Here is a 26,797-nt window from a genome sequence, read left to right on the forward strand (position 1 = left end):
ACGCTCAACAGCTAAAGCTCATCGCCCAACGACACCTGCGTGTGATCCAGCGATCACGGCGACGAGTTCGCAACTACTTCAAGCATCGTGAGATTTGCTACGCTGCATAGTAGTTCAGGTACAAGCACGCCGGGTTAATAATTCCTTGATGCCTCGCGAATCAGTCAGTCATCGTTGGCCACTCTAAGCCCCCGAATCAGCAAACTTATTTCAGCCTTGACATGGTAGGGGTCACAGGTTCGATCCCTGTCGCGCGCACCAACTTTTCTCAGTGATTTGAGGCGGTTACGCCTGCCGATCATCGCGGATGGCACGCTACCCCGAGTCAGCCTGCTGGCCATCATCGCCAGTCGTCTGCGCTCTCCCGCACTGGCAGGCGCTGCATCCCTTGTCGAACACCACTTGCCATGCTCCGTCGGGGGCGCGGCGCCAGATCGAATTGAAAGTACCGACGCGTTTGCCATTCGGGTCGAACACGGGACCGCTGCTGTGAGCGAGCGTACCGGAGTCGAGCACTTCCACGGTTTCGGGTGACCAGGAGAACGGCGGATTCGCGCCGTCGAAGAACGCTTTCCACGCGGACGCTATTGCCGCCTTTCCGCGGATCGCTTTCTCACCGTTGAAAAAAACGGCGTCGTCGGCGAGATGGCGTGTGAATGCGACGTGATCGCGCGCCGCCATGGTGTTTGCAAATGCCTGTTCTGCGTCGCGCACCTCTTGCGAGAGTGTCGTGCGGTCGGCGGCGGCAACGGCAGTGATATAGGCGAGAGCGACGACGCAAACCAGTGCGATCTTATGAGCCATACGCGGTACTCGTGAACAGGTCGGAACGAACGATACGCGCAATCTCGTTGCAAGGGTGCACGTAGAAGCCTGCTCGACCTCTACGTCCGCGGCCGGGCAGAGTGGACCGACAGATTCGCATACGCGGCGCTCAGCAAGGGCGTAGACAGCCCAGCGTTACGCGCGCGCTCGACCAGGTTGCCGACGATCTGCTCGGACTCGATGGGATAACCCTGTTGCAGATCGCGGTACATCGACGATGTCAGCGTGGACTTCGGGTCGGTGAGTTGTGCTCGGATGATCGAGCTGTACTTCTCGGTGGGCGCCACGCCGACGGTTTTCACGACCGACAGCACTTCATCGAGCAAGGCGTTGGCGAACTCCTGGCCGCCGGGCGCGCGTGCGACTTCACCGATGCTGCCCCTCATCAGGCTGTTGATTGCGCCGAGCGACGCGAGGAAGGTCCACTTCTCCCACATTTCACGTTGGATAGCCGGCGAGATACGCGCAACGAAGCCGGCGTCTCGCATGAATGCGTCGAGCTGTGTCATGCGCTCCGAGGTGCTGCCGTCCAATTCGCCGTAAGCGATCTCATGAAAGTTCGCGAGCTCGATGATGCGGCCCTCGTCATCCAACGTGCTGGCAATCTTGCAGATGCAGCCCGCTACATTGCGAGTGGCGAATCGGGAGGTCAGGACATCCATGTGCTTCATGCCATTCAGCACGGGCAGGATGATCGTCTCCGCACCGACCGCCGGCGAGAAATCCTCAACGGCCTGCTCCAGTGCATAAGCCTTCACGGTCAGCAGCGCTACATCGAACGGCGACTCGATCTGGTCGGCCGTCAGCAGCTTGGGTGCCAGCGTGAGATCGCCGCTGGGACTGACGATCTGCAATCCCGTCTTTCGGAGTTGCTCCGCTCGCCGCTGACGCACCAGAAACGTGACATCCCGGCCAGCCGCGGCCAGCCGGCCGCCAAAATAGCCGCCGGTGGAGCCGGCACCTACGACGAGCATTCGCATCTACTGCTCCAAGAACGACGCGTATTCGCGAGAGGCTACCACACGGCTATGAGCACACGGCCGGCGCGCCCTGCGCGGTGCCGCCAGCTTTGGGCTCGATTGGATTAGCGAGCTGCCCGGGCCGCCGGTTGCCTGCCTTGCCCCGGCCGGGCATACTTCGCGTCCTTTTTTCTGCCTCTAACGAGTTGAAATCGCTGGCTTGTCGCGTTCCGAAGCGGCCAGAGTGACGGCTCCGGAGGCGCGCCACAGTCAAGTTCTGCTCGCGTCATGCCTGTAATCACCTTGCCGGACGGTAGCCAACGCAGTTATGCGGAGCCCGTGTCGGTCGAGAAAATCGCCGCGGATATCGGTCCCGGGCTGGCCAAGGCGGCCTTGGCCGGCAAGGTCGACGGCCGCCTGGTCGATACGTCGCATGTGATCGACAAGGACGCGCACCTCGCCATCGTCACTGCCCGAGATGCAGAGGGCGTGGACATCATCCGGCATTCGACCGCGCACCTGCTGGCTCAAGCCGTCAAACAGCTGTTTCCCGAAGCGCAGGTCACCATCGGCCCGACGATCGAGGACGGCTTCTACTACGACTTCGCCTACAAGCGGCCTTTCACCACCGAAGATCTCGCTGCCATCGAAGCTCGCATGCATGAGCTTGCCGATGCGGATCAGAAGGTGACCCGCCGCGTCATGAGTCGCAACGAGGCGGTCGAGTTCTTCCGCAATCAAGGCGAGGTCTACAAAGCCGAGATCATCGCCAGCATTCCGGAGAAAGAAGAGATCAGCCTGTACGGGCAGGGCGACTGGGTGGACCTGTGTCGCGGCCCGCACGTGCCGAGCACCGGCAAGCTGAAGGTGTTCAAGTTGATGAAAGTCGCTGGCGCATATTGGCGCGGCGATTCTCGCAACGAGATGCTTCAACGCATCTACGGCACCGCCTGGGGCGATGAGAAGGCGCTGAAGGCGTATCTCACCCGGCTCGAAGAGGCCGAGAAGCGCGATCACCGCAAGATCGGTAAGGAACAGGACCTGTTCCACTTCCAGGAGGAAGCGCCGGGCGCGGTGTTCTGGCATCCCAAGGGCTGGACGCTGTTCCAGACCCTGATTGCCTACATGCGCGAGTACCAGGGCCGGGCCGGCTGGCAGGAAGTGAGCGCGCCCGAAGTCATGGACGTAAAGCTGTGGGATGCCTCGGGTCACCTGGCGACCTTCAGCGAGAACATGTTTTTCACGGAGCTGCCGGACAAGCGCAAGTTCTGCCTGAAGCCCATGAACTGCCCGGGCCACGTGCAGATTTTCAACCAGGGGCTACGCAGCTATCGCGACCTCCCGTTGCGCTTTGCCGAGTTCGGCAAGGTGCACCGCTTCGAGCCGTCCGGCGCGCTGCATGGCCTGATGCGCGTTCGCGCCTTCACGCAGGACGACGGCCACAGCTTCTGCGCGCTCGAGCAGCTGTTCGACGAAGCGGTGAACCTGACCAAGCTGATCCTGGGCATCTACGCCGACTTCGGCTTCGACGACGTGCGCATCAAGTTCTCGGATCGCCCGCCCAAGCGGGTCGGTTCGGACGAGGTCTGGGACAAGGCGGAAGCCGCGCTGAAACAAGCCGTTACCGCCGCCGGCCTCGAATACACGTTAAATCCGGGCGAGGGCGCGTTCTACGGGCCCAAGCTTGAATTCGTGCTCCGGGACGCCATTGGTCGGGACTGGCAATGCGGCACCCTGCAGGTCGACTTGAACATGCCGGGCCGGCTGGGTGCGCAATTCGTCGGTGAAGACGGTCAGAAGCACACGCCGGTCATGTTGCACCGGGCGATGTTCGGCTCGCTGGAGCGTTTCACCGGCATACTGATCGAGCACTTCGCCGGCCGATTGCCGACCTGGCTGGCGCCGGTTCAGGCGGTCGTGATGAACATCACCGACGGCCAGGCAGAGTACGTGCGTAACGTCACTGAAACCCTGAAAAATCAGGGGCTTCGGGTAACTTCAGACTTGCGCAATGAAAAAGTCGGCTTTAAGATCCGCGAACACACCCTGCAGCGGGTGCCGTACCTATTGGTGGCCGGCGACCGCGAGGCAGGTTCAAATTCTCTGGCCGTGCGCACCCGTAATGGCAAAGACCTGGGAGCAATGCAGGTAGACAGCATTGCTCAGAAGCTTGTCGCCGAAGTTACGAGCCGTGGCCGGACCAACTTGGAGGTATGACGCATCGCTGCTCCTATAGGTAAGCGCATCCGGCGCAACGAAGAGATCACCTCGCCGCAGTTGCGAGTGATTGATGCTGCCGGCGAACAGAGGGGCGTCATGAGTCGCTTCGAAGCGCTGGAGATGGCCAAGGCCGCGGAACTCGATCTGGTGGAAGTCTCGCCAACGGCGGACCCACCGGTCTGCCGCATCATGGATTTTGGCAAATACTTGTTCGAACAGAACAAGAAGGCGCACGCAGCGAAGCGCAAACAGAAGCAGATCCAGATCAAGGAAGTGAAGTTTCGCCCTGGCACCGAGGAAGGCGATTACCAGGTCAAGCTGCGTAATCTGATCCGCTTCCTGGAGGAGGGCGACAAGGCCAAGGTGACCATGCGGTTCCGTGGCCGTGAAATGGCTCATCAAGAAGTCGGCCGTGAATTGCTCGGGCGAGTGCAGCAGGACCTGGCGCCATACGCCACGGTCGAGCAGCACCCGCTCATGGAAGGACGGCAGATGGTGATGATGTTCGGGCCCAAGAAAAAGTAAGGCCCGAACGAAACAAGTGACCCTCGCGGGTCACCACAAGCGAACGGCAATGTTTCTAAAGGAACGGCGCCGTCCCGCCTGACGGGGCGCTCTCGCACGAGGCGTACCTCAAGGGCTAACAACAGTAGAGACCAGTAATGCCTAAGTTGAAGACCAACCGGGCAGCGGCGAAGCGTTTTCGCCAGACTGCCAAAGGGTTCAAACGAGCCCAATCGCATCGACGTCACATCCTCACCAAGAAGCCGAGCAAGCGTAAGCGTCAGCTGCGCGCGCCGTCGATGGTCGCCAAGCAGGACTTGGTGCGCATGGAGCAGCTGCTCCCGAACGCGAAGTGAGGAGATAGACAATGGCACGCGTTAAAAGAGGCGTCATCGCTGGCGCACGTCACAAGAAGATTCTCAAGAAGGCGAAGGGCTACTACAACGCCCGCCGCAAGGTCTTCCGCGCCGCGAAGCAGGCCGTCATCAAGGCCGGCCAGTATGCGTATCGCGATCGCAAGACCAACAAGCGCAACTTCCGCGCCCTGTGGATCACGCGCATCAATGCCGAAGCGCGCGTTCACGGCTTGTCTTACAGCAAGCTGATCGCCGGCTTGAACCTCGCGGGTCTGGCGATCGACCGCAAGGTGCTGGCCGATATCGCGATGAACGATCCCGCGGCGTTTGCAGTGATCGCGCAGAAGGCGCGCGACAGTCTGCTGAAACAGGCCGCTTGATCCCGGGCACCCTTTCCGTCGGAAGGGGTGCTTGCAGTGTTGAACGAATCGGGCGTCCATCGTGGCGCCCGATTTGTCTTGAGGGCCTGGAAATCGTGACGTGCTGTCACGCGCAGAGTCCCGCAAAAGCCTGTATTGTCGCGTTCTTAAGTTGTTGGGCTCACGCCTTGGACATGACATTGCTAACGCCATGACCGATACGGTTCAAGATTTGCCAGCGCTGGTTGCCACCTCCCGCAACGAGATCGCGGCGGCCGCGAGCATCGAGGATCTGGAACAGATCCGCGTGCGTCTGCTCGGCAAGAAAGGCTCGGTTACCGAGCTGCTCAAGTCGCTCGGCGCCATGGATCCGGAAGCGCGGCGCACCGCCGGCGCGAAGATCAACGAAGCCAAACAAACATTAACCGCCGCGCTCGAAGAGCGTCGCTCGGCGCTAGAAGCCGCGAAGCTTGCCGCGCAGCTGGCGAGCGATGCCGTCGATGTGACGCTGCCTGGAAGAGGGCAGACGATCGGCGGCTTGCACCCGGTGACTCGCGTGCGCCGTCGCCTCGAGCAGATCTTCCGCAACGCCGGCTTCACCATCGCCGACGGCCCGGAAATCGAAGACGACTGGCACAACTTCACCGCGCTCAACATCCCCGAGAACCATCCGGCTCGGGCGATGCACGACACCTTCTATTTCCCCGACGGCCGCCTGCTGCGCACTCATACCTCGCCCGTGCAGGTGCGTGCGATGGAGCAGCAGCAGCCGCCGATTCGCCTGATTGCGCCCGGCCGCGTATATCGGTCCGATTCGGATATGACGCACACGCCGATGTTCCATCAGGTCGAAGGCCTGGTGGTGGACGAAGGCATCACGCTTGCGAACATGAAAGCCATCCTGCATGGCTTCATGCGCGAGCTGTTCGAGAAGGACGTGAAGATGCGGCTGCGTCCGTCGTACTTTCCGTTCACGGAGCCTTCGGCGGAGGTCGATATCTCCTGCGTTTCCTGCGGCGGCTCGGGCTGCCGCGTGTGCAAGCAAACGGGCTGGGTGGAAGTCTCCGGCTGCGGCGTCGTGCACCCGAACGTGTTGAAGGCGGTGAACATCGATCCGGAGCGTTACACCGGCTATGCGTTCGGCATGGGCATCGATCGGTTGACCATGCTCCGCTACAACGTGAACGACATTCGCCTGTACTTCGAGAACGACCTGCGCTTCTTGAAGCAGTTCGCCTGATTCGGTTCTTGGTACCCCTGCAATGAAGATCAGTCTGAGCTGGTTACGCGATTGGGTGGACACGGGCGATGACGTCCCGGCGCTGGCCCATGCCCTGACGATGGCGGGCCTCGAGATCGAGGGCGTTGCCGCTGCCGGTCCGTCGCTGCCCGGCGTGGTGGTCGGCGAAGTGAAGTCCGTCACCAAACATCCGGACGCGGAGAAGTTGAACGTCTGCGTTGTCTCGACGGGCTCTGAGGAGCTCCAGATCGTCTGCGGTGCGCCGAACGTACGTGCTGGCATGAAGGCTCCGCTTGCGACGATCGGGGCGAAGCTGCCGGGCGGCATGGAGATCAAGCGCGCCAAGCTGCGCGGGGTCGAGTCGGCGGGCATGCTGTGCTCGGCTCGCGAGCTTGCGATCAACGAGGAAGCCTCGGGTTTGTTCGACCTGCCCGCGGATTTGCCGGCGGGGCAGGACCTGGTGAATGCGCTCGCGCTCGACGACACCATCTTCGAAGTGAATCTCACGCCGAATCGCGGCGATGCCATGAGCGTGCAGGGCATTGCCCGCGAGGTTGCTGCCACTCGCGGCACTCCGCTGCATCCGCCAAAGATCGAGCCGGTTGCGGCGACGATCAAGGATACGTTTCCGGTTCGGATCGAGACTGGCGAGCCGGTCGGCTGCTACAAGTTCGTCAGCCGCATCGTTCGCGGCGTTCGTCCGAACGCGGCGTCTCCTTTCTGGATGCAGGAGCGCCTGCGTCGCGTTGGCTTGCGTCCCATCAGCGCCGTTGTCGACATCACCAACTACGTGATGCTCGAGCTCGGCGCCCCGATGCATGCGTATGATCTCAACCGGCTCAGTGGCAGCATCATTGTTCGCTTCGCGAAGCAGGGCGAGAAGCTGAAGCTGCTCGACGGTCGCGAGATCGAGCTGACACCCGACGTGCTTGTCATCGCAGACGAGCGGTCCATTCTCGGCATGGCCGGTGTGATGGGGGGTGAAGACTCTGGCATCTCGGGCGACACGGTCGATGTACTGTTCGAGTGCGCATTCTTTGATCCAAACGACGTCGTTGGCCGTGGTCGTCGCTACGGTTTGATCACGGATGCTTCGCAGCGCTTCGAGCGCGGTGTTGATCCAGAGCTGCAGGAGCGCGCAATCGAACGTGCGACTCGGTTGCTGCTCGATTGCGCGGGCGGCAATGCGGGTCCGCTCGTCGTTACTCGCGCGTCGCGTAGCTATCCGGCCCCGTCGGCCGTTCGGCTGCGTCATTCGCGCGTCGAGCACGTGCTCGGTGTGAAGATCGATGCATCGCTGGTGCAGTCGTTGCTCACTCGTCTTGGCATGACGGTCAACGGTGGGGCAGGTGAGTGGCAGGTCACGCCGCCCACATGGCGCTTCGACATCCACATCGAGGAAGACTTGATTGAAGAAGTCGCGCGCCTGTTCGGCTTCGACAATATTCCCGAGCAGCCCGAGATCGGCGCCCACGAGATTGCGCCGTGGACCGAGACTCGCGTTCGCAACGAGCGTGCGAGCGATCTGCTCGTCGATCGCGGTTATCAGGAAGTCATCAACTACGCATTCACGGATGCCGCCGTTCAAGCAGCGCTGTGTCCGGAGCCGGCGGTCGCGCTGAGCAATCCGATCTCGGCGGAACTCGCCGTCATGCGTGTGTCGCTGTGGCCGAGCTTGCTTCAAGTGCTCGGTAGCAATCAACGGCGTCAGCAACCGCGCGTTCGCCTGTTCGAAGTCGGCCGTCGCTATTCGGCGTCAGACGAAACGGAAGTGATCGCGGGCGTCGCTACCGGCTCGGTGCTGCCTGAGCAGTGGGGCGCCGAGACGCGCAAGGTCGATTTCTTCGACGTTAAGTCGGATGTCGAAGCGCTGCTCGCTTTGACCGGCGAGCCGGACGCATTCCGCTTCGTCGCCGAGCCTCATCCGACACTGCATCCCGGCCAATCGGCGCGTATCTATCGCGGTGATCGCGCGGTGGGTTGGCTGGGTGCTGTCCATCCGGAGCATTTGCGCCGTCTGGATTTGACATATCCGGTGTTCGTGTTCGAGCTGGAAACCGCCGGGGGCCTCGCGGCCCTGGTGCCGCAGTTCGAGGAGATCTCCCGATACCCGGCCATCCGACGCGATATTGCGGCGATCGTCGACGAAGGACTCCCGGTCGAGGCCGTCCGTGACGTGGTCCGGAACAGTGCCGGCAGCCTGCTCAAGCGCCTGACCGTGCTCTCCGTGTACCAGGGACAGCAGTTGCAGAAAGGCAAGAAAAGCATAGCCTTAGGCCTGCATTTGCAGGATACTTCCCGGACGCTGACGGACAACGAAGCCGACGCCCTCGTGGCGCAGGTCGTCGAACAACTGGGCCGCCAGCTGAACGCCACCCTCCGGGACCAATGAGCGGGACGAGAGCCAATGGCACTGACCAAAGCCGAGATCGCAGAAGCATTGTTTGACCAGCTGGGTCTCAACAAGCGCGAAGCTCGCGAACTGGTTGACCTGTTCTTCGAGGAGCTGCGCGCGTCGCTCTCGACGGGCGAGCAGGTGAAGCTGTCCGGCTTCGGCAACTTCGATCTGCGTGATAAGAACCAGCGCCCCGGGCGCAACCCAAAGACCGGCGAGGAGATCCCCATCAGCGCCCGTCGCGTGGTGACTTTCCGCCCCGGCCAAAAACTGAAAGCCCGAGTCGAGGCCTATGCTGGAAGCAGGCAATAACTCCGAACTGCCGGCGATTCCCGGCAAACGCTACTTCACCATCGGTGAGGTGAGCGAGCTGTGCGGCGTGAAGCCGCATGTGCTGCGCTATTGGGAACAGGAGTTTCCTCAGCTCAAGCCGGTGAAGCGGCGGGGCAACCGTCGTTACTATCAAAGACAGGATGTGCTGGTGATTCGGCAGATCCGGTCGTTGTTGTACGAGCAGGGTTTCACCATTGGTGGTGCCAGGAATCGGTTGCAGGGCGATGAGGCGAGGGATGACCTGACTCAGGCGCAGCAGATTGTCAGGCAGATTCGGGTGGAGCTGGAGGAGGTGCTGCGGATCTTGCGGCGGTGAGGGCGTCTAATCCGCATACGCAACTGCAGGCATATCAAGCGTTACAACGCCTCACACGCTTTTTGTTCACCCGCCGACCTTCCCGCCGCAGCATCACGTCGAGGTGATCTGCTCGTCAATAAACTGATCGCCGGCTCGGTGGAGCGAGAGCGAAGCGGCAGGAAGCGATCCAGCCATTACGCATCGAGCCGTAACTCATCCGGTTCGTATCGTTCGACCAGCGCACAAAGTACGGAGCACGTCCGATTGTTCTGGTGCGCGAGCGTGAAATAACAGGGCCGGAACGGAAGGCGCTGCAGCATTTTTTGAATCCCTCACCAGGCGTGGCCGCCGCAGCTGCGCTGGGCCAGACGTCCCGATCACGCGAAGCCTTGCATACAAACATTCCTTCCCGGCGCGTTGTCAGGCGACTATGCGCACTGCCCGTTTTTTTTTCTGCCGTTTCATTGCAAGGCATTGCGACAAAAGCATTTTTTTGATCTGACAGGGGGAAAACGTGGTCATGAACCGATCGACTACAGTGGTATCCCCTCTTTGCGTAATGCGTGCCGGCCAGGATACAACTAGGCGCGCGACCGGACGTATTACAACAAGAGTGGCGAGCCCCGATTCGTCTCCTGGGAATGCGTGTGATCAATCGCAGGAATGCTGGGGAAACAACGCCTCCTTCGAATGCGCGCGCGGTGGACGTGCGGCAGGTGCTGCAGCGAGTGAACGAGGGGTTGGCCTATGAGCAGATCGCGGCGCGGCTTGCGTTGTCGCCGCGCGTCGTGCTCGGAGAGCTGTCTCGCGCCTACAGTCAATTGTGCATCAGGATGAAACGGGAAGACATCAAGTGACGGACACACACGAGGACATTGACATGTCCCTGGACTCCCACCGCGCGGAGATCGTGGCTGAGCAAGCCATGTATTGGGTTTGCCGCTCGGATGAGTCGCGCATGACACTCAACGAACGGACGAGATTTTTCCACTGGCTCAAGCGCTCGCCAGAGAATATCTCGGCGATTCTTTGGATCGTGCGCTTGGACGGCAGGCTCAAGCAGCGAAAGTTGCGAGACTGCGCTGACGTCCTGGAGACGTCGAACGTCATTGAAGCTGATTTTGGCGCAGGTTCCGGCCGGCACGACTACCAGCCGCGCGAGCATGTCAGTGCCGAGGTGCCGAGAAAGAACGAGGTCGGCGAGAAACCCTCGTGGAAGAACGGGTGGATGTGGGGTATGGCGGCCGCTCTGACGGCACTCACGTTGGCTGTGCTCTTTGCATTCTTCGGGCTCAACAGAACGCCCGACGGTGTGGTGGAGACGAGGGCGGCGCAGTGGCAGAAGATGACGCTCGACGATGGCAGCATTGCTTATCTGGATGCTCGCACTCGCATCAAGGTCGAGTTCACCGCGGAGCGGCGGATTGTTCGTCTCTATCATGGCGCCGCGGTATTCGAAGTAATGAAGGACAGCCGCCGGCCATTTGTCGTGAGCACCGATGACGTCGATATTACGGCGGTTGGCACGCGCTTTGGCGTGGTGATCGACAACGGCGTCACGACGACCGTCTCGGAAGGCATGGTCGAGGTCGCGCCACGGGATGGACCGGCGGGATCGTCTGTTCGCTTGCACAAGGGCCAACAACTTCATGTGCGGCCCGCCCGCGCATCGATTCTCTCAGTGGCCGACATCGCTGAAGTGGACGCCACGCGCGAGTTGTCATGGGTTACTGGCCGGTTGGAAATGAGGGACACGACCGTCCGCGAGATCGTGCGCCAGTTCAATCGTCGTCACAAGGTGCAAGCCGAGATCGAGGACGCCGAGCTGGCCGATCAGAAGATCGACCTGGCCTTGATGCAGGTCGACAGTGTGAAGGATTTCATCGAGGTGATGGAAAGCCGGGGCGTCACAGTGATCATAGAGGGCTCGAGGCTGATACTGCGTACTACACCGGCCAAGTAGTTGCGCGCTCGGGTGCGCGTTTCGCGTGAACACGCGCCTGCCAACCTGTTTCGAGCATTCGAATCAGCCGATTCTGACCCAATCCCATTCGTGGGTTTTGCGCCGCGGTGGCGATTCCAGACACTTCTGTACGGAAGCGCCAGAGCTGTTGTATGCTGCGTCGAACATACAGTGGTTAGAGACTGGCAGCCGGACTCGGCAGCGCCGCCAGTCACCGATCGCACCCAGGACTAGCCGTGATCACCGATCGAGACATTCGACACACAGAACTGTACGGAAAGGTCTGCGACTATTTTCTGGACCTGAACGGTGTTGGACGCAACGCGATTGTCGATGCCGCGGACATAACCGCGACATCCGACGGGCGACGGGTGGCGTTCACCGGAACATTGCATGAAGACCTGGCGCGCGCTCCGGTCACTCGCGTTTGCTTGTTGGACCTCGGTACTCGTGAGCTCACGCGCGTCGCTCCCGGCAATGGCAGTGATCGTTTGCCACGTTGGTCGCCAGACAGCACGCGGCTCGCGTTCATTTCTGATCGAGCCCAGCCGGGTAATTTTCAGCTCTATCTTGCTGACGGCGATGGCGGCGATGTGCGCGCCGCCCCTGCGGTCGACGGCATCATCGAAGCATTGCAATGGTCGCCGGACGGTCAGCGTATTCTGTTGCTGGTAGCGGGATTCGGTGCGGACCTCGCGGGCTGTCAGGGCGGCAGCACGACTATTGGCCAGCCACAGGACGAACAGTTGCCCCCGTGGATGCCTTCGGTCGACACCGGCGATGCGGCCAATCTGTGGCGCCGCTTGTTCGTACTGCGAGTGGATGGATTGGAGATGAGCGCGCTACCTACGGACGGCATCAATTGTTGGGAAGCGACTTGGGTGGGCGATGGGCGCATCGCCGCCGTGACCTCGCGTTCTCATAGCGAAGGATCGTGGTACCGCGCGCAATTGACGTCGTTTGACTTGCGAGGTGGCGAGCTGCAAGTGTTGTTCACGCCGTCAGATCAAATGGGGGTGCCAGCGGGCTCACCGGCGGGACGCACGATTGCGCTGATCGAGGCGGTGTGCAGCGACCGCTTGATCGTCGCTGGCGAGTTGCGGCTGATCGATGCGGCGACCGGAAAAGTTCGCAAGATCGATACCGCGGGCGTCGATGTCACCCACGTCGCGTGGCGCAGCGAACGTCACTTGATGTTCGCCGGGCATCGTGCCTTCGAGACCGTCATCGGAGAGGTGGACGTCGAGACCGGCACGATAACGGAGCAGTGGGTCAGTATCGAACGCACATTTGGCAACTGGTATCCCGTGATGTGGCCATTGGCCTCGGGCGGTTGTGTTGTCGTGGGCGAAGCCTACGAGGTTGCACCGGAGCTCGTGCTGATTCGCGACGGCCGTTATGAGGTTGTTCTTTCGCTCGACGCGCGACAGAAGCGCGAGCCCACCAAGGCACACATCGCGCCGGTCCGGTGGCGAGCGCGTGATGGCCTGGAGATCCATGGCTGGCTCGTGAAGCCCGAGATCGATGGACCGGTGCCGGTGGTCATGGATATTCACGGCGGGCCGGTCTGGAGCCATCGCAACCGGTGGCAAGGTCGCCTGCGGGGCACCAAGCTGTTTACCGACTACGGCATTGCTGTTTTCTATCCCAATCCCCGAGGCAGCAGCGCGCGCGGGCTCGATTTCGCACGACAAGTGGCCGGGGATATGGGCGGTGAGGACACCTACGACTATCTGACCGGATTGGATGCGCTCGTGGAGAGTGGCGTCGCCGATCCAAAGCGTCTTGGGGTGACCGGCATCAGCTACGGCGGCTTCATGTCCGCTTGGCTGATCACGCAGGACACACGTTTTGCCGCCGCGGCCCCCATCAGTTGTGTCAGTAACTGGTACAGCCAGCACCGCACGTCGCAGATCCCGCACTTCGATGCGATGTTTCTGAAGGGAAGTCCGGATCAGCCGGGCGGCCTGTACTTCGAGCGCAGCCCGGCAATGTTCGCCAGCCGCGTTCGCACTCCGACGCTACAACTCACCGGTGCGCTGGACCAGAACACACCGCCGACCCAGGCGCTGGAGTTTCACCGCTCGCTGCTGGAGCACGGCGTCGAATCGGTGCTGGTGACCTATCCCACCGCTGGCCACGGCATCCGATCGTTTCCGGAGGTGCTCGACGCGACCACGCGCTATGTCGGCTGGTTCCTCAAGCACTTCGGTGTGACGCTCGAGTGAATCTCAGCTGGGCGCGAAAGCGCCGTCGAAGGGTCGCAAGTCGAGGTGACTCCTTGGGATCAGGCGTCAGGCTCTCGCGCTGATTGTCTCCGGGTCCGTGGATGAACCGGCACGGGATGTTCAGGGAAGAACGCCGCGCTTGTGAGCTTCGGCCACCACGGTGGTGCGCTTGCGCACGTCCAGCTTGCGAAAGATGTTCTGGACGTGAAACTTGACCGTGGGCTCGGACAGGCCAAGCTTGCGTGCGATGACCTTGTTGGAATGGCCCAGGCTGATCTCGATCAGCACCTCGCGTTCGCGCGCGCTCAGAAGCGCTGGCGCGGCGGGCTTGCTGGTGCCCATTCTCTTGCTCAACAGCGCCTGAAGCTTTGCAGCGAAGCTCTGCAGATGTTTCTCGATCGGCACGGTGCGGCTTGCGAGCAGCCCATCGAGCGGCCGCTGGAGATAGCGTCGCATGTCGAGGAACGTTCGCCGATACTCGTTCGCCGAGCCGATCTCGAATGCGGCGATGAGTGCGGCATGCGCGGCATCGTGCTGATTGTTGGAATGAGCCAGCGCACTCTTCAATACGAGCGCGCGCACCCAGGTTCGCTTCCGTCCACGACGGCTCGCATCCGACTCCAAACGTTGCAGGATCGCCGCGGCATCCGTCAGCCGACATTCGTTCAGAGCGAGCTCCGCCAGCGACACGCCGATGAGATCCCACTCACGCCAGGCAAACTCCTCCGGGCTGCCGGGATCATTCCAGCGGGCGGCGAAATCATGACGACTGCAGATCTCCGCGGCGCGCTCATCGTCCTCGTTGAGCAGGGCAAGACGCATGCGCAGGGCCGGCAGGAAGTTGTGCAGCAGCTTGTTCGAGCGTGGAATGCTCTCGAGTCTCGCCAGCATCGGCTCGATGCTCGCTGCGCCATTGAGCGTGTAGGTCGTCAGAGCGACGGTCTCATATAGCGAGGCGAGCATTTCGAACCAGGCTTCGACGTGCTCGACGGTGTACATGGCCTCATCGATCTTGCTGCGCGCTTCGTTGAGATCGTCCAGTTCGTAGTCGATCTCGGCCAGCAGCACTTTGGTGAGGCTGAAGAACGTCGGCTCCTGTTGAAACTCCTCGCGCCACTGTCGTTGGCCGGCGCTGAAGATGCGGCGCGCTTCGGCGAGGTTGCCGCGTGCCAGCGCGACCGTGGCGAAGTGCTGCTTGAGCCAGAGCGCTTCCCATGCCGAGTATTCTTGTGCATTGGAGCGCTCGGCTTGCAGCAAGGTGTCGTGGGCGAGATCCAGATCGCCGCGCATGTGCTGATACAGGCCGAGGAAGATGTAGATCATCGTCGAGCGGCGCGGCTGCACGCCGCTGATCAAGGTCAATTCCTCTCCAAGCGCTTTCAGTCGCTCCGCAGACAGCGTGCCGCCCAGGTAGAACTGCATCAAGCAGCGAACCAGCAGAGCGTCCGCCTGGAGTGCAACGCTCGCAGGGCCGCCACGTTCGGTGGTGAATCCTTCCGTGACACGGCTCAGTTCATCGAACATCTGCTGCGCTTCGCTCTGCAGCCCTTGTTTGAAGTCGACAAAGATCCTGGCCAGCCGGAGTCGGGGCGAGGCGCGAAGGTGATCCTCGGGAAGCAGATCGAGCACGCTGCGTAGCGCGTTATCTCCATGGCTGATGCCGAAGTTCAATCCACCGGCATCTTCGATCGCTCGCGCGGCGGCTTCTGGAGTGCCGGCAGCGATAAAGGCCACCACGGCCTCGCGCAGGGAAGCGTGCTTGACGAGCCACAGTGCCGCGCGGCTGTGTAGCGCGCTCGCATCCAGGTCGCGACGGCTCTGCAGCAGCCGATACAGCACGCGTCTCACCAAGGGCGGAACCGCCCACGAGCCATTGGCGATCTCGATGCACTGAAGGAACGTGCTGCGCGCCGCAAGATCATCCAGCATCGCTCGGCTGTCTTTACGTTGACGCACGGCATCCGCGAAATCCGGCCGCAGCACGTCGGTGACCGATGTCTCGATGAGAAATTCCACCAACGGCGCATCGAGGTCGGCCAGCAGTTCGGTGAGCACGAAATCTTTCACGAGGCTCGCGAACGCGGGAACGTGCTCGAGGGACGTGCCCAAGCGGCGCCAGTCTTCGCCGCACAGCTGCGCGAATCGCAGCATTGCGGGCCAGCCCTCGCAGATCGCGTAGGCTTCTTTCAACTGAGTCGGTGTGAATGCCGAGGCGAACAGCGCCTGTGCTTCCTTCTTGGTGAAGGCGAGGGCGGCGCGTTCGATTCGTTGCAGCCGCCCCTGCAGGAGCAAACGGGACGATGCCAGTCCGATCGCCAGCCGACTACTGATGGCGACCTTGATGTTGGTCGGCAGGCGAACGAACAGAGTATCGAGCACCGCAGCGACCTCGGGCGTGTCCACGTTGTGAAAGTCATCGAGAATGAGGAGCAACTCGGCGGGATGGCGCGCGGCGGTGGTGAGGAGCCCATCGAGCGCATCCAGTGCGTCCTCGTGCAGGTGAGACACCGGGCGCTCGGCGCCGTGCGGCATGACCTGAGCAGATGCAAGAGAATCGGTGAGCGCGGCGACGAAGGCCCGCTTACCGCGATCTGCCTTCGTCAGATTGATCCATGCGACAGTGGAACCGGCCGCCCGTGCGGCGTTGGCCCATTGCGCGAGGGCGTAGGTTTTGCCGTAGCCAGCAGGCGCCTGCAGCAGCGTCACGCTCCGAGGGGGCGCTGCTACAAACATTGCATGGAGATCCGAGCGCTCGACGGGGGTTTCGAACCCCACGTTGGGAACGAATCGATACGGCGCCCCTGCCGGCCGGTTCGTTGCCGGCGGCGCGAAGTGGACGACGAGCGATTTGTCGGTCATTGCGGTTGAGAGTGCCACCGCATCGTACCCGGGGCAAGGCGCGGTGCCCGGGCCGGACGCTCGTGCCGGTGGCACCCCTATCCAAACGAATAGGTCCGACCTGTCCGTGCCTCGTTCTTCGGCGGCGCCGTTCCATCCTCCGAACGCATTGAGCGCCTGCGTTGCGTCTCGTTAGTCTGTTCGCGTCTTCGAGAATACCAAGACTGGCCAAGACACGGGGGCACCATGATTCGAGCACGAACCTTTCCAGCCACGGCCGTCCTGTTGGGGATGACGGGAGTCGTGCTGGCTGACGAGCCGGCGCAGCCGCAATCGATGGAGCCGGGTGCGGTATTACAAACGGTGGTTGTGACCGCGCGACGCCGCGAGGAAAACCTGCAGCGGGTGCCCGATCCCGTCACCGCGATCACGGCGGATCGGATCGAGGCGGCAGGCATCACCCAGGTGGAGCACTTCATGTCGAAGGTGCCCAACCTGACCTTCCGCGATGGCACGGGTTATCGCAGCGGCTACGCATTCATTTCGATGCGCGGCATCGGTAACGGCCAGGAGGGCTGGGCGCCAGTGACCTTCATGATCGACGGCGTGCCGTCCAGCTCGCTCGACAGCATCAAGAGCGGCTCGCTCGACGATATCGAACGCATCGAGGTGCTGCGCGGCCCGCAAAGCGCGTTGTACGGCGCTGGCGCCATTGCCGGTGCCATCAACGTCGTCACGCGCAAGCCCGATGACGAGTTTCGTGCCAGGCTGCGGGCGGCCTACGCCAACGGCAACGATCGCAGCGTCGCGGGCATGGTGTCCGGACCGCTGCGTGAAGAGCTGTTGCGCTTCCAATTGCAGGCCAGCTATCGCGATAGCGATGGCCTGATCTCCAGCCAGAGCAACGGCCTCGACCTGGATTTCGAGAAGAAGCGAAAAGTCGCCGCGCGCTTCATCTACACCCCGAGCGCGAACGTGGAGCTCGATCTGCGCGGCGAATACGTCCGCGAGGAGAATGGCTCGACCTATCAGGACAAGCTCACGAGTCCCGACCTGATCGATGATTTCGGCCGCGATACCCGGCCGCGACGCCGTTTCCCCGGCGAGGACGATCGCGAGCTCGGCAATGTTTCCTTGCGCGCCACGTTCGATTTCGGCAATGCCTCGCTGATCTCGGTAAGCGGCTACAGCGACATCCAGCAGGAGATCGAATCGAGCCTGTGTTACGACGATCCGGACGATCCGGCCATCGACGATCCGAGTCTGCCGGGCCTGCAGGCGTCCTGCCTGCTGGGTCCCGCGTTCGGCTCCAGTGCAGGACCGGGCCAGCCCATCGACGATCTGTTCAGCGGCGTGGACGATCTGCAGACCTTCACCCAGGATCTGCGCATCGTCTCGAACGGAGACGGCCGTATCCGCTGGCTCGCCGGTGCTTCATATCTGCATCGCAAGAGCCTGAACGGCTTCGATGCCAGCTGGATTCTGCCTCCCGACAACAGCCTGCTGACCTTGTTTCCGCTGTGGAACGGCAAGAAGGACGAATGGTGGGGCGTGTACAGCCAGATCTCCGGCGACCTCACCGACCGGATGGAGCTGACCGTGGCCGCTCGCTACGACGAGAACGACTACACCAACACTACCTACACCGATCGACACAAGACCACGATCGTGCAGGTGCCCGATGAGAACGGCGTGCTGGTGAACTCGCAGCAGGAGTCGGCCAACAAAGTGCAGCCGAAGGTGCAGCTGAGCTATCGCTGGACGCCGGACCTGATGACCTATGCGACCTGGTCGAAGGGCTTCCGTGCCGGCTTCTTCGCTTCAGGGGGATTCACCCGGCCCGAGTCGACGCGCAACATCGAGATCGGTCTGAAGTCGACGCTGTTCGGCGATCGAATGGTCGCGAACCTCTCGGCATTCCACATCGACTACTCGGATCAGCAGTTCTCCACGGTCATCCCTCAACCGCCGTATCGTCAGCCGGTGACGCTGCCCGAGACGGACATCGACGGCGTGGAATTCGAAACGTCCATCGTATTGAGCAGCGCGGTGAGCCTGGATGCGGGCTTTGGCTATCTCGACTCGCGAGATGTCGAAGGTTTCCGTTCGCCGTTCGCGCCGAAGTTCACCGGCAACATTTCGTTGAACACGCGCCATCCCCTCGCAGGCGAATGGTTCGCCATCGGTCACGTCGATTATCGACACAACTCCTCGATGTATCTCGGCCGAAACGAGACCTCGCGCATTCCCTCGAAGGATTTCGTGGATGCCCGGCTCGGCGTCGAGAGCGACAACTGGCGGGTGGTGGCGTTCTCACGAAACCTGTTCAGCACCCGCCAGTCCGAGGTGGAAGTGCCGCAACTGGCCGGCGGTTACCCACGCATCTCGAACAAGCCGCGCAGCTACGGCATCGAGTTCACGTACAGCTACTGATGCCTCGTTGAAGATCAGCAATTGAGGACCGGAACACATTCATGGCCACACAGATGCAAAGCGCCGGCACCCGTTTCGCGATCGACACGGGAGGAACCTTCACGGACATCGTCGTGCTCGATGAAGGCGCCGGCACGTTCACAATGGACAAGGCGTCGACCACGCCGCACAACACGCTCGAAGGCGTGCTTGCGGCCATCGACAAGGCCGGCGTCGATCTTCGCAAAGTCGACCGCTTCTTCGTGCACGGTTCGACGACCGCACTGAACGCGTTGTTGGAACGCAAGGGCGTGCGCACGGCGTATCTCACGACGCGGGGCTTCCGCGATGTACCGGAGATCATGCGTTACAACCGACGGGAGATGTACAACCCGAAATATCACAAGCCGCCGCAGATCGTGCCGCGTGAGCTGCGCTTCGAAGTCACGGAGCGCCTCAATACCCACGGCGAGGTGATTGAACCGCTCGATGAGGCGGAGCTGCGAGAAATCGCGCGGAAGATCAAGAAAACCGACGTTACAACCGTCGCCGTCTGCTTCCTGCACTCGTTCAAGAATCCCGCGCATGAGCGCCGTGCGCGAGAGATTCTGCTCGAAGAGCTTCCGGACGTGTCGGTCGCTATTTCGTCTGCGGTGGTGCCGGAGCACCGCGAGTTTGAACGCAGCATGACCACGATTCTCAATGCCTATCTCGCGCCGGTCGTCGAGCGCTGGATCAGCAACTTGCAGAACGAGCTGACCCGGCGCGGCTTTGCTGGAGAGATCGTGCTGACCAAGTCCGATGGCGGCGGCATGACGGCGGAGGCCGCAAAGGGCAGTCCGATCAACATGCTGTTCTCGGGCCCGGCGGGCGGCGTCATCGGAGGCGTGTATCTCGCCAATGTGCTGGAGCGTCCCAACCTGATCACGATGGATGTCGGCGGCACGAGCTTCGATATCGCGACCATCAAGTCGGCCACGGCGGGGACGCAGCGCGAGCTGCAGGTGAACGGTTATCCCATCCTGATTTCGACGCTGGATATTCGGACGATTGGGGCCGGAGGCGGCAGTCTCGCAACAATCGACAGCGCGGGTGCGCTGCACGTAGGACCTCGCAGCGCGGGCGCGGTGCCCGGCCCGATTTCGTATCGTCGCGGCGGCACGCAGCCGACGGTCACGGACGCCTTCGTCGTCAACGGTTTCATCGATCCGAACAACTTCCTGGGCGGCAACATGGCGCTGGATGTCGAAGGCGCGACGAAGGGAGTTAGCGAGCAGATTGCCCAGCCTTTGGGCCTGGACGTGCATCGCGCGGCGAGCGGCATTCTGCGCATCGTGATGAGCAACATGGCCGAGGCCATCAGAAGCATGACTTCGGAAACCGGCGACGATCCGCGGGACTTCAGCATGCTGTGCTTCGGCGGTGGTGGCGCGATGTTCGGCGCTCATCTGATGGACGAGCTCAGCTTACCGGCAGCCATCATTCCCATCCTGCCGTCGGCTTTCTCGGCATGGGGCATGCTGATGGTGGACCTGCGACACGATGTGGTGCAGACCATTGCCAAGCGTCTGGATGGCATCGACGCCAGTACGCTCGAAGAGCACTTTGCCACGCTGGAGAAAAAAGGTTGGGAGCAGCTGATGCGCGAAGCGGTGCCGGAGGATCGACGCCAGCTATTTCGTAGCGCCGACATGCGCTATGCCGGGCAGGAGCACTCGGTGTCCGTACCGGTACCAGCTTCGCTCAATGGGCCCGACAGCCTGCAGAAGCTCTACGAAGCATTTCAAACCGTGTACGAATCCGTATACGGCTATCGGCTCAGCGCGCCCGCCGATATCGTAACGTTGCGTGTGAAGGCCATTGGAAGAATCCCGGCACCGTCGCTGAAACCCATCGAGCGTGGCGGCCCCGACCCGGAAGGCGCTCGCAAGGGTCGTCGCAAGGTCTACGATTTTCTGGAGAGCGAGCCGCGAGAGTTCCGCGTGTTCGACCGCGCGCGACTCAAGGCGGGCAATGTCATCGTGGGCCCGGCGCTCATCGAGGAGGCCACGACTACCACGGTCGTGCGCCATCACCATACCTGTGCCGTCGACAGCGTCGGCAACCTGATCATTACGCGACGTTGAGGATTCCTGCGCCATGAGCAAAGCAGCCACTGTCGAGTCGATCGCCCAACGCGAGCCGGGCATGCAAAGCGCGTCCGAGGCGCTCGATCCCATCACCGTCGAAGTGATTCGCAGCTTCTATCAGTCCACGGCGCGCCAGATGCGCAACACGCTGGTGCGTGCCTCGTTCAATCCCATCATCTACGAGATGATCGATTTCAGCCTCGGCATCTACAATCGCGATGCCGAGCTGATCGCCGAAGGACCGGGTATTCCGTTCTTCATGGGCACGCTGACGTTCACGATCCGCCACGTGGTCGAGTACATCGGTATCGAGAACATCGAAGAGGGCGATGTGCTGCTGTCGACCTATCCGTACTGGATCGGCTCGCACTCGCAGGACGCGGCGGTGATTCGTCCCATCTTCGTCGACGGCAAGATCTTCGGCTATACGGCGGCCAAGGCGCACTGGATGGACCTGGGCGCCAAGGACATCTACGGCACGGATACCACGGACATCTGGCAAGAAGGGCTGCAGCTTTTCGGCGTGAAGGTCATGAAACGCGGCAAGCTCGATCGCGAGATCGTCGATATCGTGCGCGCCAACTCGCGCATGCCGGACGGTGTCGTCGGCGACCTGACTGCGCAGATCTCCTGCTGCAATTACGGCGCACAACGCATCGGCGATCTCGTGAAGAAGTACGGCGCCGCGACGGTCGAGGCGGCCGTGGTCCGCATCCTCGATCATGGTGAGCGCATCGCGCGGCAGGCGATCGCAGCGATGCCTGATGGCGAGTGGTCGGTCGAATCCGCGATGGACAACGACGGCATCCGCCAGGACAGCGTGCCGCTCAAGGCCACCATCCGCATTTCGGGGGATGAGATCACGGTGGACACCACCGGGTCGGCCCCGCAGCAGGTGGGACCAGTGAACTCACCGTTTCCCTCGACGGTGTCGGCGATACGTCTGGTGATGAAGATGATCATCGCGCCCAACTACGACGCCAACGAGGGCTTTTTTCGTCCGTTGAAAGTCATTTCGCCGCAAGGCTCGATATTCAACCCGAGAGCGCCCGCGCCAGTGTTTCTCTATGGCTGGTCGGCCATGATCATGGGCGAGTCGCTGTTCCGGATCATCGCCAAGATCGCCCCGGAACGATCCGTGGCGCGCTCCGGCGGCGATCTCGGCGGCGTACTGTTCTCCGGATATCTCCCGGACGGCACGTTCTTCGCCGGTGGCGCCGATGAAGGTTGTGGGCAGGGTGCAAGTTGCGATCAGGATGGCGAGAACGTGCTCATCATGTACTCGCTCGGCGAGTCTTCCAACGTGCCGGCGGAGATCATGGAAGAGCGCTGGCCGGTGGTCATGGAGAAATATGAGTTGTGGCAGGACTCGGCCGGCCCGGGCAGGTTCAGAGGCGGGCTCGGCGTGCGCAAGCAGTGGCGGGCGCTCGCCGATCTCAAACTGATCGGCACCATCGAGCAGACCAAGTCGCCGGCCTGGGGCGTGGATGGAGGCAAGGAAGCCCAACCGAACGACATGTTCATCAGTGCGGGGCTGCCGCACGAGCGGCGCATCGGCAAGGTGAGCGGCTGGATCTTGCCGGAGGGCGAGCGGCTCTTGATTCAAACCGGCGGCGGTGGTGGTTGGGGCGATCCACTCGAGCGCGATCCGTCGCTGGTATTGAAGGATGTGATCGGGGGGTATGTAAGTCTGGAGAGCAGCCTGCGAGATTACGGTGTGGTGATCAGTGGCAGCGAAGGCTCATACGCGCTGGATGCCACAGCGACCGAGGAGACTCGCCGCAAGCGACGACGGGCGGCGTGAGGCCCGACTCACGTCTCGCCGAACGGCAGGCGCTGGACCGATTGGGCCGATCAAAGCTCGCTCGTCCGGAATGGTCTTGCCGTTTTCCGCGGCGATGAACAGATCGCAGGGCAAGCCGACGAGGAGGCTTGCCCATGCACGCTTGTTATCGCCAATCGAAGGAACTGATGCGTGGCCTATGGAAGGCATGTCATCGCCGAGCTGCACTGTGCCCGACACCCGCTCCTTCGCGTTGCTTGTTTGTATCGTTGGAGTATTGGCAAGCTCTAGTGCCTGGACCAACGTTCGAGCGACTACGAGCAACGTGACCGATGCCGATCTGCGGAGTCGGCGCAATCGGGCGCAGTTTCCGCGCAGGCGCAGCTCCCATTCGCATCTTGACTGCGAGGTCGCGACTTGCAGGTGCGCGTGGAACCGGATGGTGGGCGGGGCGACTCTGGAAAAACCTCGGAAGAACAGGTAGTTAGCGTAGCGAGTTGTCGCAAGATGGAGCAATGTGTAGCATTCGCGCCCTCAAGTCGGGACGTGGCGCAGCCTGGTAGCGCACTTGCATGGGGTGCAAGGGGTCGCGAGTTCGAATCTCGCCGTCCCGACCAATCTAAAAACCCCGTAAAAACAAGCCTCTAAGCACCTTCCTGGCGCTTCCTCTCCGCGCTTCGAATCACCAGTTTTCTGTTTCCGGCTACAGTTCCGGCTACAGCCAGCTCTCAGCAAGAGCGGACCGCCGCCGGTGGTGAGACACCGACGACGGCCCTGACCACAACTTGATCCCTTGGAGATCAGAGTCATGGCTGTGCCCATTATCCCGCGCGTCGAGCGCGGTCGTCTGTACTTTCAGACTGCTGATATTTCAGTTCCTGCGCCCATTCTGGCAGCTGTCTGCTGCCCGGCATTCGTTGCCAAGGACGGCGCGCGATGAACGCCCGCCAGAAACCGACGCCCAACGCTGAAATCCGAAGCCTTCAGCGCATCCAGGCGCTGCTGATCTGCATCCAGCACACCGCCAACGAGGGCGTGGAATTCGATGTCGCCGATGCGTTGCTCGTCATCATCGAGTTGCTGGATCAGGCGATGGTCCGCGTCGACGAGTTGGGGGTGCCGGCATGAACGCCCTCAAGGTCGAATCCCGGCGGTACTTCGCGGCGCTAGGCACGCATATCGGACTGCTGCGCAAGGAGCGCGGGATGACGCAGTCCGAGCTTGCCCGCGCCCTTGGGGTGAGTCAGCAGGCTGTGTTCGCCTATGAGTCGGGCGAGCGGCGCATCTCAGTGTTGCTTCTCTCCAAGCTCGCGGCGGTACTTCACACCTCGGTCGAGTCGCTGATCGGCATGGCACCGCTCAAGCGCGTGCCGAATCGGCGTCTATCGCCCCGAGCGGCGCGGCATGCGCAGCGGCTGCAGGCGCTGTCGAAGACCCAACAGCGATTCGTGGTCAGGATCATCGACGTTCTGGAAACCAGCAACACAACGAAGCACTAACGGCGATCCTGTAGCCGTCCTGCGGTGAGCCCGGCTCGGTGCCGGGCTCTTTTCTGAGGTGGTCTCAACAATCGCGAGCGGCAGCGCGAAACCTCTTTCTCTTGGCGGGGTGGCGCCGCACCGCCGCCGCGACCCTTCCCAGCGACGCTGATACGCGTGCTGACGCGTCATCATCCTGCAAAACCTCTTGCAGCCCGGCGCGGCGTGTTGACAGTGTTAACACCCGACAGAAACCGCCCGAGCCCGCCCTTGCCCGCCAACGAAGGAGAGCATGGTCTGCTATCGTCCAAGATAGACCTTGGTGATCTCCACTCGTCCGTGACCAAGCTCCCGGCTGATCGTTTCGCGAGCTTCGAAATCTGCAAGGCGCTGAGAGGCAGTCAATGACTGCATCGATGGTCCACCCGCCACCGGTGATTTCCAGCCTGTCAGGGCTTCGTAGCGCGTTTGCGCATACGCGTGCCGCAATCCATGCATGCGCTTCAACCCGGCCGCTTTGCACTCGCGGTCGTAGACGTGGCGCTGTTCGATGTATGTCTTTTCGGCCGGGATCAATGACCGTTCGCCGACGAGCCTGTGTGCGCGATCGAGCGTCGCGCGCTGCTCCGGCGAGGTAATCGGAATGACGCGTGCGCGACCACCTTTCGTCCACGAGCCTTTGATTCTCAGGTGATCGCCCTGGTCGGCATAGCGCGGCTGGAACTTGATGGACTCCTCGCGCCTCAATCCAAAGGTCCGCTGCAGTTCCAAGCTGGCGCGAACATACGGGTCGCTTACCCTGTCTAACTTGTCTGCAAGCCCTGCCGCTTTGTTCTCGTTTGTGACGAACACTCGTTTCGGGACATCGAGCTGGACGTTGCTGGACGCTATCAGTCCGTCCTTGCCGACTTTCTCGGCCCACCAACGCAGATGCGCAAGGCGGTTCTTGAGCGTGCCCGCCGACAGGCCGTCGTTTCGCCAACGTTCAAGCAGCGCATCTACATGCTTCCCATTCAACGACGTGGCTTTCAGCTGCCGGAAGCCAGCCTCCTTGAGCTGTCGAGCCATCAATTTCAAACAGCTCTCTCGGTCGCCTTGCGTGGCATGACTCCCGTCCCGGTTCCGGTCGCACAATTGACGCAACGTATAAGTCAGATTGTCCACCGTGTTCCTCCAAAGGCCGTTAAAAAAATGCTGCTGAGTGACGCGTGGTCAGTGTTGATGCCAACTCGCGTCAAGCGAGATCCCCCGAAGGGGCAAGGGCCAGGCGCTCAGCGGAGCCTGTTGCCTCGTCTGAGGCTTCCGCCGTGCCTTCTGTGGAAAGCTCGGGCGGAGGTTTTGCATGGATGGAAAACGATGCGGGTTTGCTTCGATAAGTTGCCTCCTGTGGCGAAGTGGTGAAGGACGGCCACCGATCCCTGCCATGGCGGCAGGGATCGGCGCCGAGAGTGACGACGCACGATGACGCTTGCGGAATGTCTAATAAAAATGGCCCAGCCTCCAGGGGGAGGGGGGCGCGCTAGTGGGCCTGTCGCGCCTGGGTGGAGCGGCCGATTGGGTCCGGCATCAGCGGCTTGGTGGTCGCATGATTTGGCGCTTGGTGCCCCGGCGCCAGGTTGCCGGTGATGTCTCCGCCGGCAGATCAGTCGAGGACGAGTCTGCCCGGTGGCTATCATGTGAGCGACATTAAATCCGAAACGGCGCCCGACCGGATTATTGCTGCAGTTTCGCGGGCCGTCACTGCGGCGTGCAGTGACGGCCTGGGGTTCAAACAGAATTGCAGCAGCAAGATTTCGGCAATCAATGACCACCTGTAGCAGCGCGCGCTGCTAACCTGTAGAGTAAGTCTTCAAATGGCGTTCAATGACCGAATGGGCTTGGCTCAGGAGAGTGCCCATGCGAATTCTCGAGGTACTCATTGGCACCCTCGCGCTGGCGGCACTGCAGCAGATCGGAGCTGCCGCCGAGTGGACGACGCCGGTTCCCGATAGCTGCCCAGTCACTCGATCGGCGCCGGAGACACGCTTCACGCCATCGCCACCGGCGCGCGCCGATGGACTTGGCGAATCGATGTTCTGGTACGGCTCTGACTCGCTCTACACGCATCTGTACTCCGATGGGCGCTGGCGTGGAATTACCTCGAGCACGGGCACTCGTAATAAGTCATTCTGGTATCGCAAGGATGCAAACTGGCTCCATGAGAATCCTTATCAGCTCATGGTAACTGCGAAGCAACTCGACACCGATGGACCCATGCTCAAGTTTCCAGGTGTCACGAACGCAATCATGGGAAAGGAAGTCGCAATGCTTCTGATGCTCGAGCTACCGAAGCGGGGTTGCTGGCAAGTGACCGCGAACTACAAGAACGCCTACGTGTCGTTTGTTACCTGGGTAGATTGAGCCAGCCACCAGGCACAAGGAGCAGCACTGCTAAGCCCGTCGTGCGGCCTTGCCTCACACGAATGCGAAACGGGACT

The 26,797-nt window shown here is 61.7% G+C and carries 21 protein-coding genes and 1 tRNA gene; 18 read left to right on the top strand and 4 right to left on the bottom strand.

Going from position 1 to position 26,797, the window contains the following annotated elements; translation table 11 throughout:
• Nucleotides 1-315 precede the first annotated feature (315 nt).
• Nucleotides 316-804 (bottom strand): nuclear transport factor 2 family protein, encoded by a 489-nt coding sequence (locus VGE08_RS18305; RefSeq protein WP_331069356.1) that lies wholly within the window; start codon nucleotides 802-804, stop codon nucleotides 316-318.
• Between the two features lie 80 nt (nucleotides 805-884).
• Nucleotides 885-1,805 (bottom strand): ketopantoate reductase family protein, encoded by a 921-nt coding sequence (locus VGE08_RS18310; RefSeq protein WP_331069357.1) that lies wholly within the window; start codon nucleotides 1,803-1,805, stop codon nucleotides 885-887.
• A gap of 267 nt (nucleotides 1,806-2,072) precedes the next feature.
• Here VGE08_RS18310 and thrS point away from each other — a divergent pair, with 267 nt between their 5' ends.
• The 11 genes from thrS to VGE08_RS18365 all read left to right on the top strand — a co-directional run bounded on the left by thrS (nucleotide 2,073) and on the right by VGE08_RS18365 (nucleotide 13,680).
• The gene (gene thrS, locus VGE08_RS18315) at nucleotides 2,073-4,001 is read left to right on the top strand and encodes a threonine--tRNA ligase (RefSeq protein ID WP_331069358.1); all 1,929 of its coding nucleotides are present in this window, start codon (nucleotides 2,073-2,075) and stop codon (nucleotides 3,999-4,001) included.
• Between the two features lie 3 nt (nucleotides 4,002-4,004).
• Nucleotides 4,005-4,529 carry a translation initiation factor IF-3 gene (gene infC / locus VGE08_RS18320; RefSeq protein WP_331069436.1) on the top strand — a complete coding sequence of 175 codons (525 nt, stop codon included), beginning with the start codon at nucleotides 4,005-4,007 and terminating at the stop codon, nucleotides 4,527-4,529.
• 137 nt (nucleotides 4,530-4,666) lie between these two features.
• Nucleotides 4,667-4,864, top strand: coding sequence for a 50S ribosomal protein L35 (gene rpmI, locus VGE08_RS18325; RefSeq protein WP_116810930.1), 198 nt, complete (start codon nucleotides 4,667-4,669; stop codon nucleotides 4,862-4,864).
• 11 nt (nucleotides 4,865-4,875) lie between these two features.
• Nucleotides 4,876-5,244, top strand: a complete 369-nt coding sequence (rplT, locus tag VGE08_RS18330; RefSeq protein ID WP_293866559.1) for a 50S ribosomal protein L20 — start codon at nucleotides 4,876-4,878, stop codon at nucleotides 5,242-5,244.
• A gap of 190 nt (nucleotides 5,245-5,434) precedes the next feature.
• The gene (pheS, locus tag VGE08_RS18335) at nucleotides 5,435-6,463 is read left to right on the top strand and encodes a phenylalanine--tRNA ligase subunit alpha (RefSeq protein WP_331069359.1); all 1,029 of its coding nucleotides are present in this window, start codon (nucleotides 5,435-5,437) and stop codon (nucleotides 6,461-6,463) included.
• A gap of 22 nt (nucleotides 6,464-6,485) precedes the next feature.
• On the top strand, nucleotides 6,486-8,855 hold the full coding sequence (pheT, locus tag VGE08_RS18340; protein ID WP_331069360.1) for a phenylalanine--tRNA ligase subunit beta: 2,370 nt from the start codon (nucleotides 6,486-6,488) through the stop codon (nucleotides 8,853-8,855).
• Between the two features lie 15 nt (nucleotides 8,856-8,870).
• On the top strand, nucleotides 8,871-9,170 hold the full coding sequence (gene ihfA, locus VGE08_RS18345; RefSeq protein ID WP_066919939.1) for an integration host factor subunit alpha: 300 nt from the start codon (nucleotides 8,871-8,873) through the stop codon (nucleotides 9,168-9,170).
• A complete protein-coding gene (locus tag VGE08_RS18350; protein WP_129649508.1) occupies nucleotides 9,151-9,507 on the top strand; it encodes a MerR family transcriptional regulator in 357 nt (118 codons plus the stop codon). The genes ihfA and VGE08_RS18350 overlap by 20 nt, the downstream gene beginning before the upstream one ends.
• 623 nt (nucleotides 9,508-10,130) lie before the next feature.
• Nucleotides 10,131-10,346, top strand: coding sequence for a hypothetical protein (locus tag VGE08_RS18355; protein ID WP_331069361.1), 216 nt, complete (start codon nucleotides 10,131-10,133; stop codon nucleotides 10,344-10,346).
• A gap of 23 nt (nucleotides 10,347-10,369) precedes the next feature.
• Nucleotides 10,370-11,452: a FecR family protein gene (locus VGE08_RS18360; protein WP_331069362.1), complete on the top strand. Its 1,083-nt coding sequence runs from the start codon at nucleotides 10,370-10,372 to the stop codon at nucleotides 11,450-11,452.
• Between the two features lie 236 nt (nucleotides 11,453-11,688).
• A complete protein-coding gene (locus tag VGE08_RS18365) occupies nucleotides 11,689-13,680 on the top strand; it encodes a S9 family peptidase (RefSeq protein WP_331069363.1) in 1,992 nt (663 codons plus the stop codon).
• A 120-nt stretch (nucleotides 13,681-13,800) separates the two neighbouring features.
• Here VGE08_RS18365 and VGE08_RS18370 read toward each other — a convergent pair whose 3' ends face one another.
• On the bottom strand, nucleotides 13,801-16,539 hold the full coding sequence (locus tag VGE08_RS18370; RefSeq protein ID WP_331069364.1) for a LuxR C-terminal-related transcriptional regulator: 2,739 nt from the start codon (nucleotides 16,537-16,539) through the stop codon (nucleotides 13,801-13,803).
• Nucleotides 16,540-16,764: 225 nt separating this feature from the next.
• On the opposite strand from VGE08_RS18370, the gene VGE08_RS18375 reads away from it, so the two are divergent.
• From VGE08_RS18375 to VGE08_RS18400, 6 genes are all read left to right on the top strand, one after another.
• Nucleotides 16,765-18,951, top strand: coding sequence for a TonB-dependent receptor (locus VGE08_RS18375; protein WP_331069365.1), 2,187 nt, complete (start codon nucleotides 16,765-16,767; stop codon nucleotides 18,949-18,951).
• Nucleotides 18,952-18,992: 41 nt separating this feature from the next.
• Nucleotides 18,993-21,056 carry a hydantoinase/oxoprolinase family protein gene (locus VGE08_RS18380; protein WP_331069366.1) on the top strand — a complete coding sequence of 688 codons (2,064 nt, stop codon included), beginning with the start codon at nucleotides 18,993-18,995 and terminating at the stop codon, nucleotides 21,054-21,056.
• A gap of 13 nt (nucleotides 21,057-21,069) precedes the next feature.
• A complete protein-coding gene (locus VGE08_RS18385) occupies nucleotides 21,070-22,863 on the top strand; it encodes a hydantoinase B/oxoprolinase family protein (protein WP_331069367.1) in 1,794 nt (597 codons plus the stop codon).
• 519 nt (nucleotides 22,864-23,382) lie between these two features.
• Nucleotides 23,383-23,459: transfer RNA gene (locus tag VGE08_RS18390), tRNA-Pro, on the top strand.
• Between the two features lie 319 nt (nucleotides 23,460-23,778).
• Entirely contained in the window at nucleotides 23,779-23,970 is a 192-nt protein-coding gene (locus tag VGE08_RS18395; RefSeq protein WP_331069368.1) for a hypothetical protein, read from the top strand.
• The gene (locus VGE08_RS18400; protein WP_331069369.1) at nucleotides 23,967-24,341 is read left to right on the top strand and encodes a helix-turn-helix transcriptional regulator; all 375 of its coding nucleotides are present in this window, start codon (nucleotides 23,967-23,969) and stop codon (nucleotides 24,339-24,341) included. Before VGE08_RS18395 ends, VGE08_RS18400 begins: the two co-directional genes overlap by 4 nt.
• Before the next feature lie 279 nt (nucleotides 24,342-24,620).
• Here the strand turns inward: VGE08_RS18400 and VGE08_RS18405 are convergent, their stop codons facing one another.
• Nucleotides 24,621-25,484 (bottom strand): phage integrase N-terminal domain-containing protein, encoded by an 864-nt coding sequence (locus VGE08_RS18405; RefSeq protein WP_331069370.1) that lies wholly within the window; start codon nucleotides 25,482-25,484, stop codon nucleotides 24,621-24,623.
• Nucleotides 25,485-26,216: 732 nt separating this feature from the next.
• Between VGE08_RS18405 and VGE08_RS18410 the strand changes: the two genes are divergently transcribed.
• On the top strand, nucleotides 26,217-26,720 hold the full coding sequence (locus tag VGE08_RS18410) for a hypothetical protein (RefSeq protein ID WP_331069371.1): 504 nt from the start codon (nucleotides 26,217-26,219) through the stop codon (nucleotides 26,718-26,720).
• Nucleotides 26,721-26,797: the final 77 nt, after the last annotated feature.

It is taken from the genome of Steroidobacter sp., from assembly GCF_036406195.1.
Classification (GTDB): Bacteria; Pseudomonadota; Gammaproteobacteria; order Steroidobacterales; family Steroidobacteraceae; genus Steroidobacter.

Coding starts and splice junctions, on each gene's coding strand:
- VGE08_RS18305 (WP_331069356.1), bottom strand. CDS start 804: ATGGCTCATAAGATCGCACTGGTTTGCGTCGTCGCTCTCGCCTATATC.
- VGE08_RS18310 (WP_331069357.1), bottom strand. CDS start 1,805: ATGCGAATGCTCGTCGTAGGTGCCGGCTCCACCGGCGGCTATTTTGGC.
- thrS (WP_331069358.1), top strand. CDS start 2,073: ATGCCTGTAATCACCTTGCCGGACGGTAGCCAACGCAGTTATGCGGAG.
- rpmI (WP_116810930.1), top strand. CDS start 4,667: ATGCCTAAGTTGAAGACCAACCGGGCAGCGGCGAAGCGTTTTCGCCAG.
- rplT (WP_293866559.1), top strand. CDS start 4,876: ATGGCACGCGTTAAAAGAGGCGTCATCGCTGGCGCACGTCACAAGAAG.
- pheS (WP_331069359.1), top strand. CDS start 5,435: ATGACCGATACGGTTCAAGATTTGCCAGCGCTGGTTGCCACCTCCCGC.
- pheT (WP_331069360.1), top strand. CDS start 6,486: ATGAAGATCAGTCTGAGCTGGTTACGCGATTGGGTGGACACGGGCGAT.
- ihfA (WP_066919939.1), top strand. CDS start 8,871: ATGGCACTGACCAAAGCCGAGATCGCAGAAGCATTGTTTGACCAGCTG.
- VGE08_RS18350 (WP_129649508.1), top strand. CDS start 9,151: ATGCTGGAAGCAGGCAATAACTCCGAACTGCCGGCGATTCCCGGCAAA.
- VGE08_RS18355 (WP_331069361.1), top strand. CDS start 10,131: ATGCGTGTGATCAATCGCAGGAATGCTGGGGAAACAACGCCTCCTTCG.
- VGE08_RS18360 (WP_331069362.1), top strand. CDS start 10,370: ATGTCCCTGGACTCCCACCGCGCGGAGATCGTGGCTGAGCAAGCCATG.
- VGE08_RS18370 (WP_331069364.1), bottom strand. CDS start 16,539: ATGACCGACAAATCGCTCGTCGTCCACTTCGCGCCGCCGGCAACGAAC.
- VGE08_RS18375 (WP_331069365.1), top strand. CDS start 16,765: ATGATTCGAGCACGAACCTTTCCAGCCACGGCCGTCCTGTTGGGGATG.
- VGE08_RS18380 (WP_331069366.1), top strand. CDS start 18,993: ATGGCCACACAGATGCAAAGCGCCGGCACCCGTTTCGCGATCGACACG.
- VGE08_RS18385 (WP_331069367.1), top strand. CDS start 21,070: ATGAGCAAAGCAGCCACTGTCGAGTCGATCGCCCAACGCGAGCCGGGC.
- VGE08_RS18395 (WP_331069368.1), top strand. CDS start 23,779: ATGAACGCCCGCCAGAAACCGACGCCCAACGCTGAAATCCGAAGCCTT.
- VGE08_RS18400 (WP_331069369.1), top strand. CDS start 23,967: ATGAACGCCCTCAAGGTCGAATCCCGGCGGTACTTCGCGGCGCTAGGC.
- VGE08_RS18410 (WP_331069371.1), top strand. CDS start 26,217: ATGCGAATTCTCGAGGTACTCATTGGCACCCTCGCGCTGGCGGCACTG.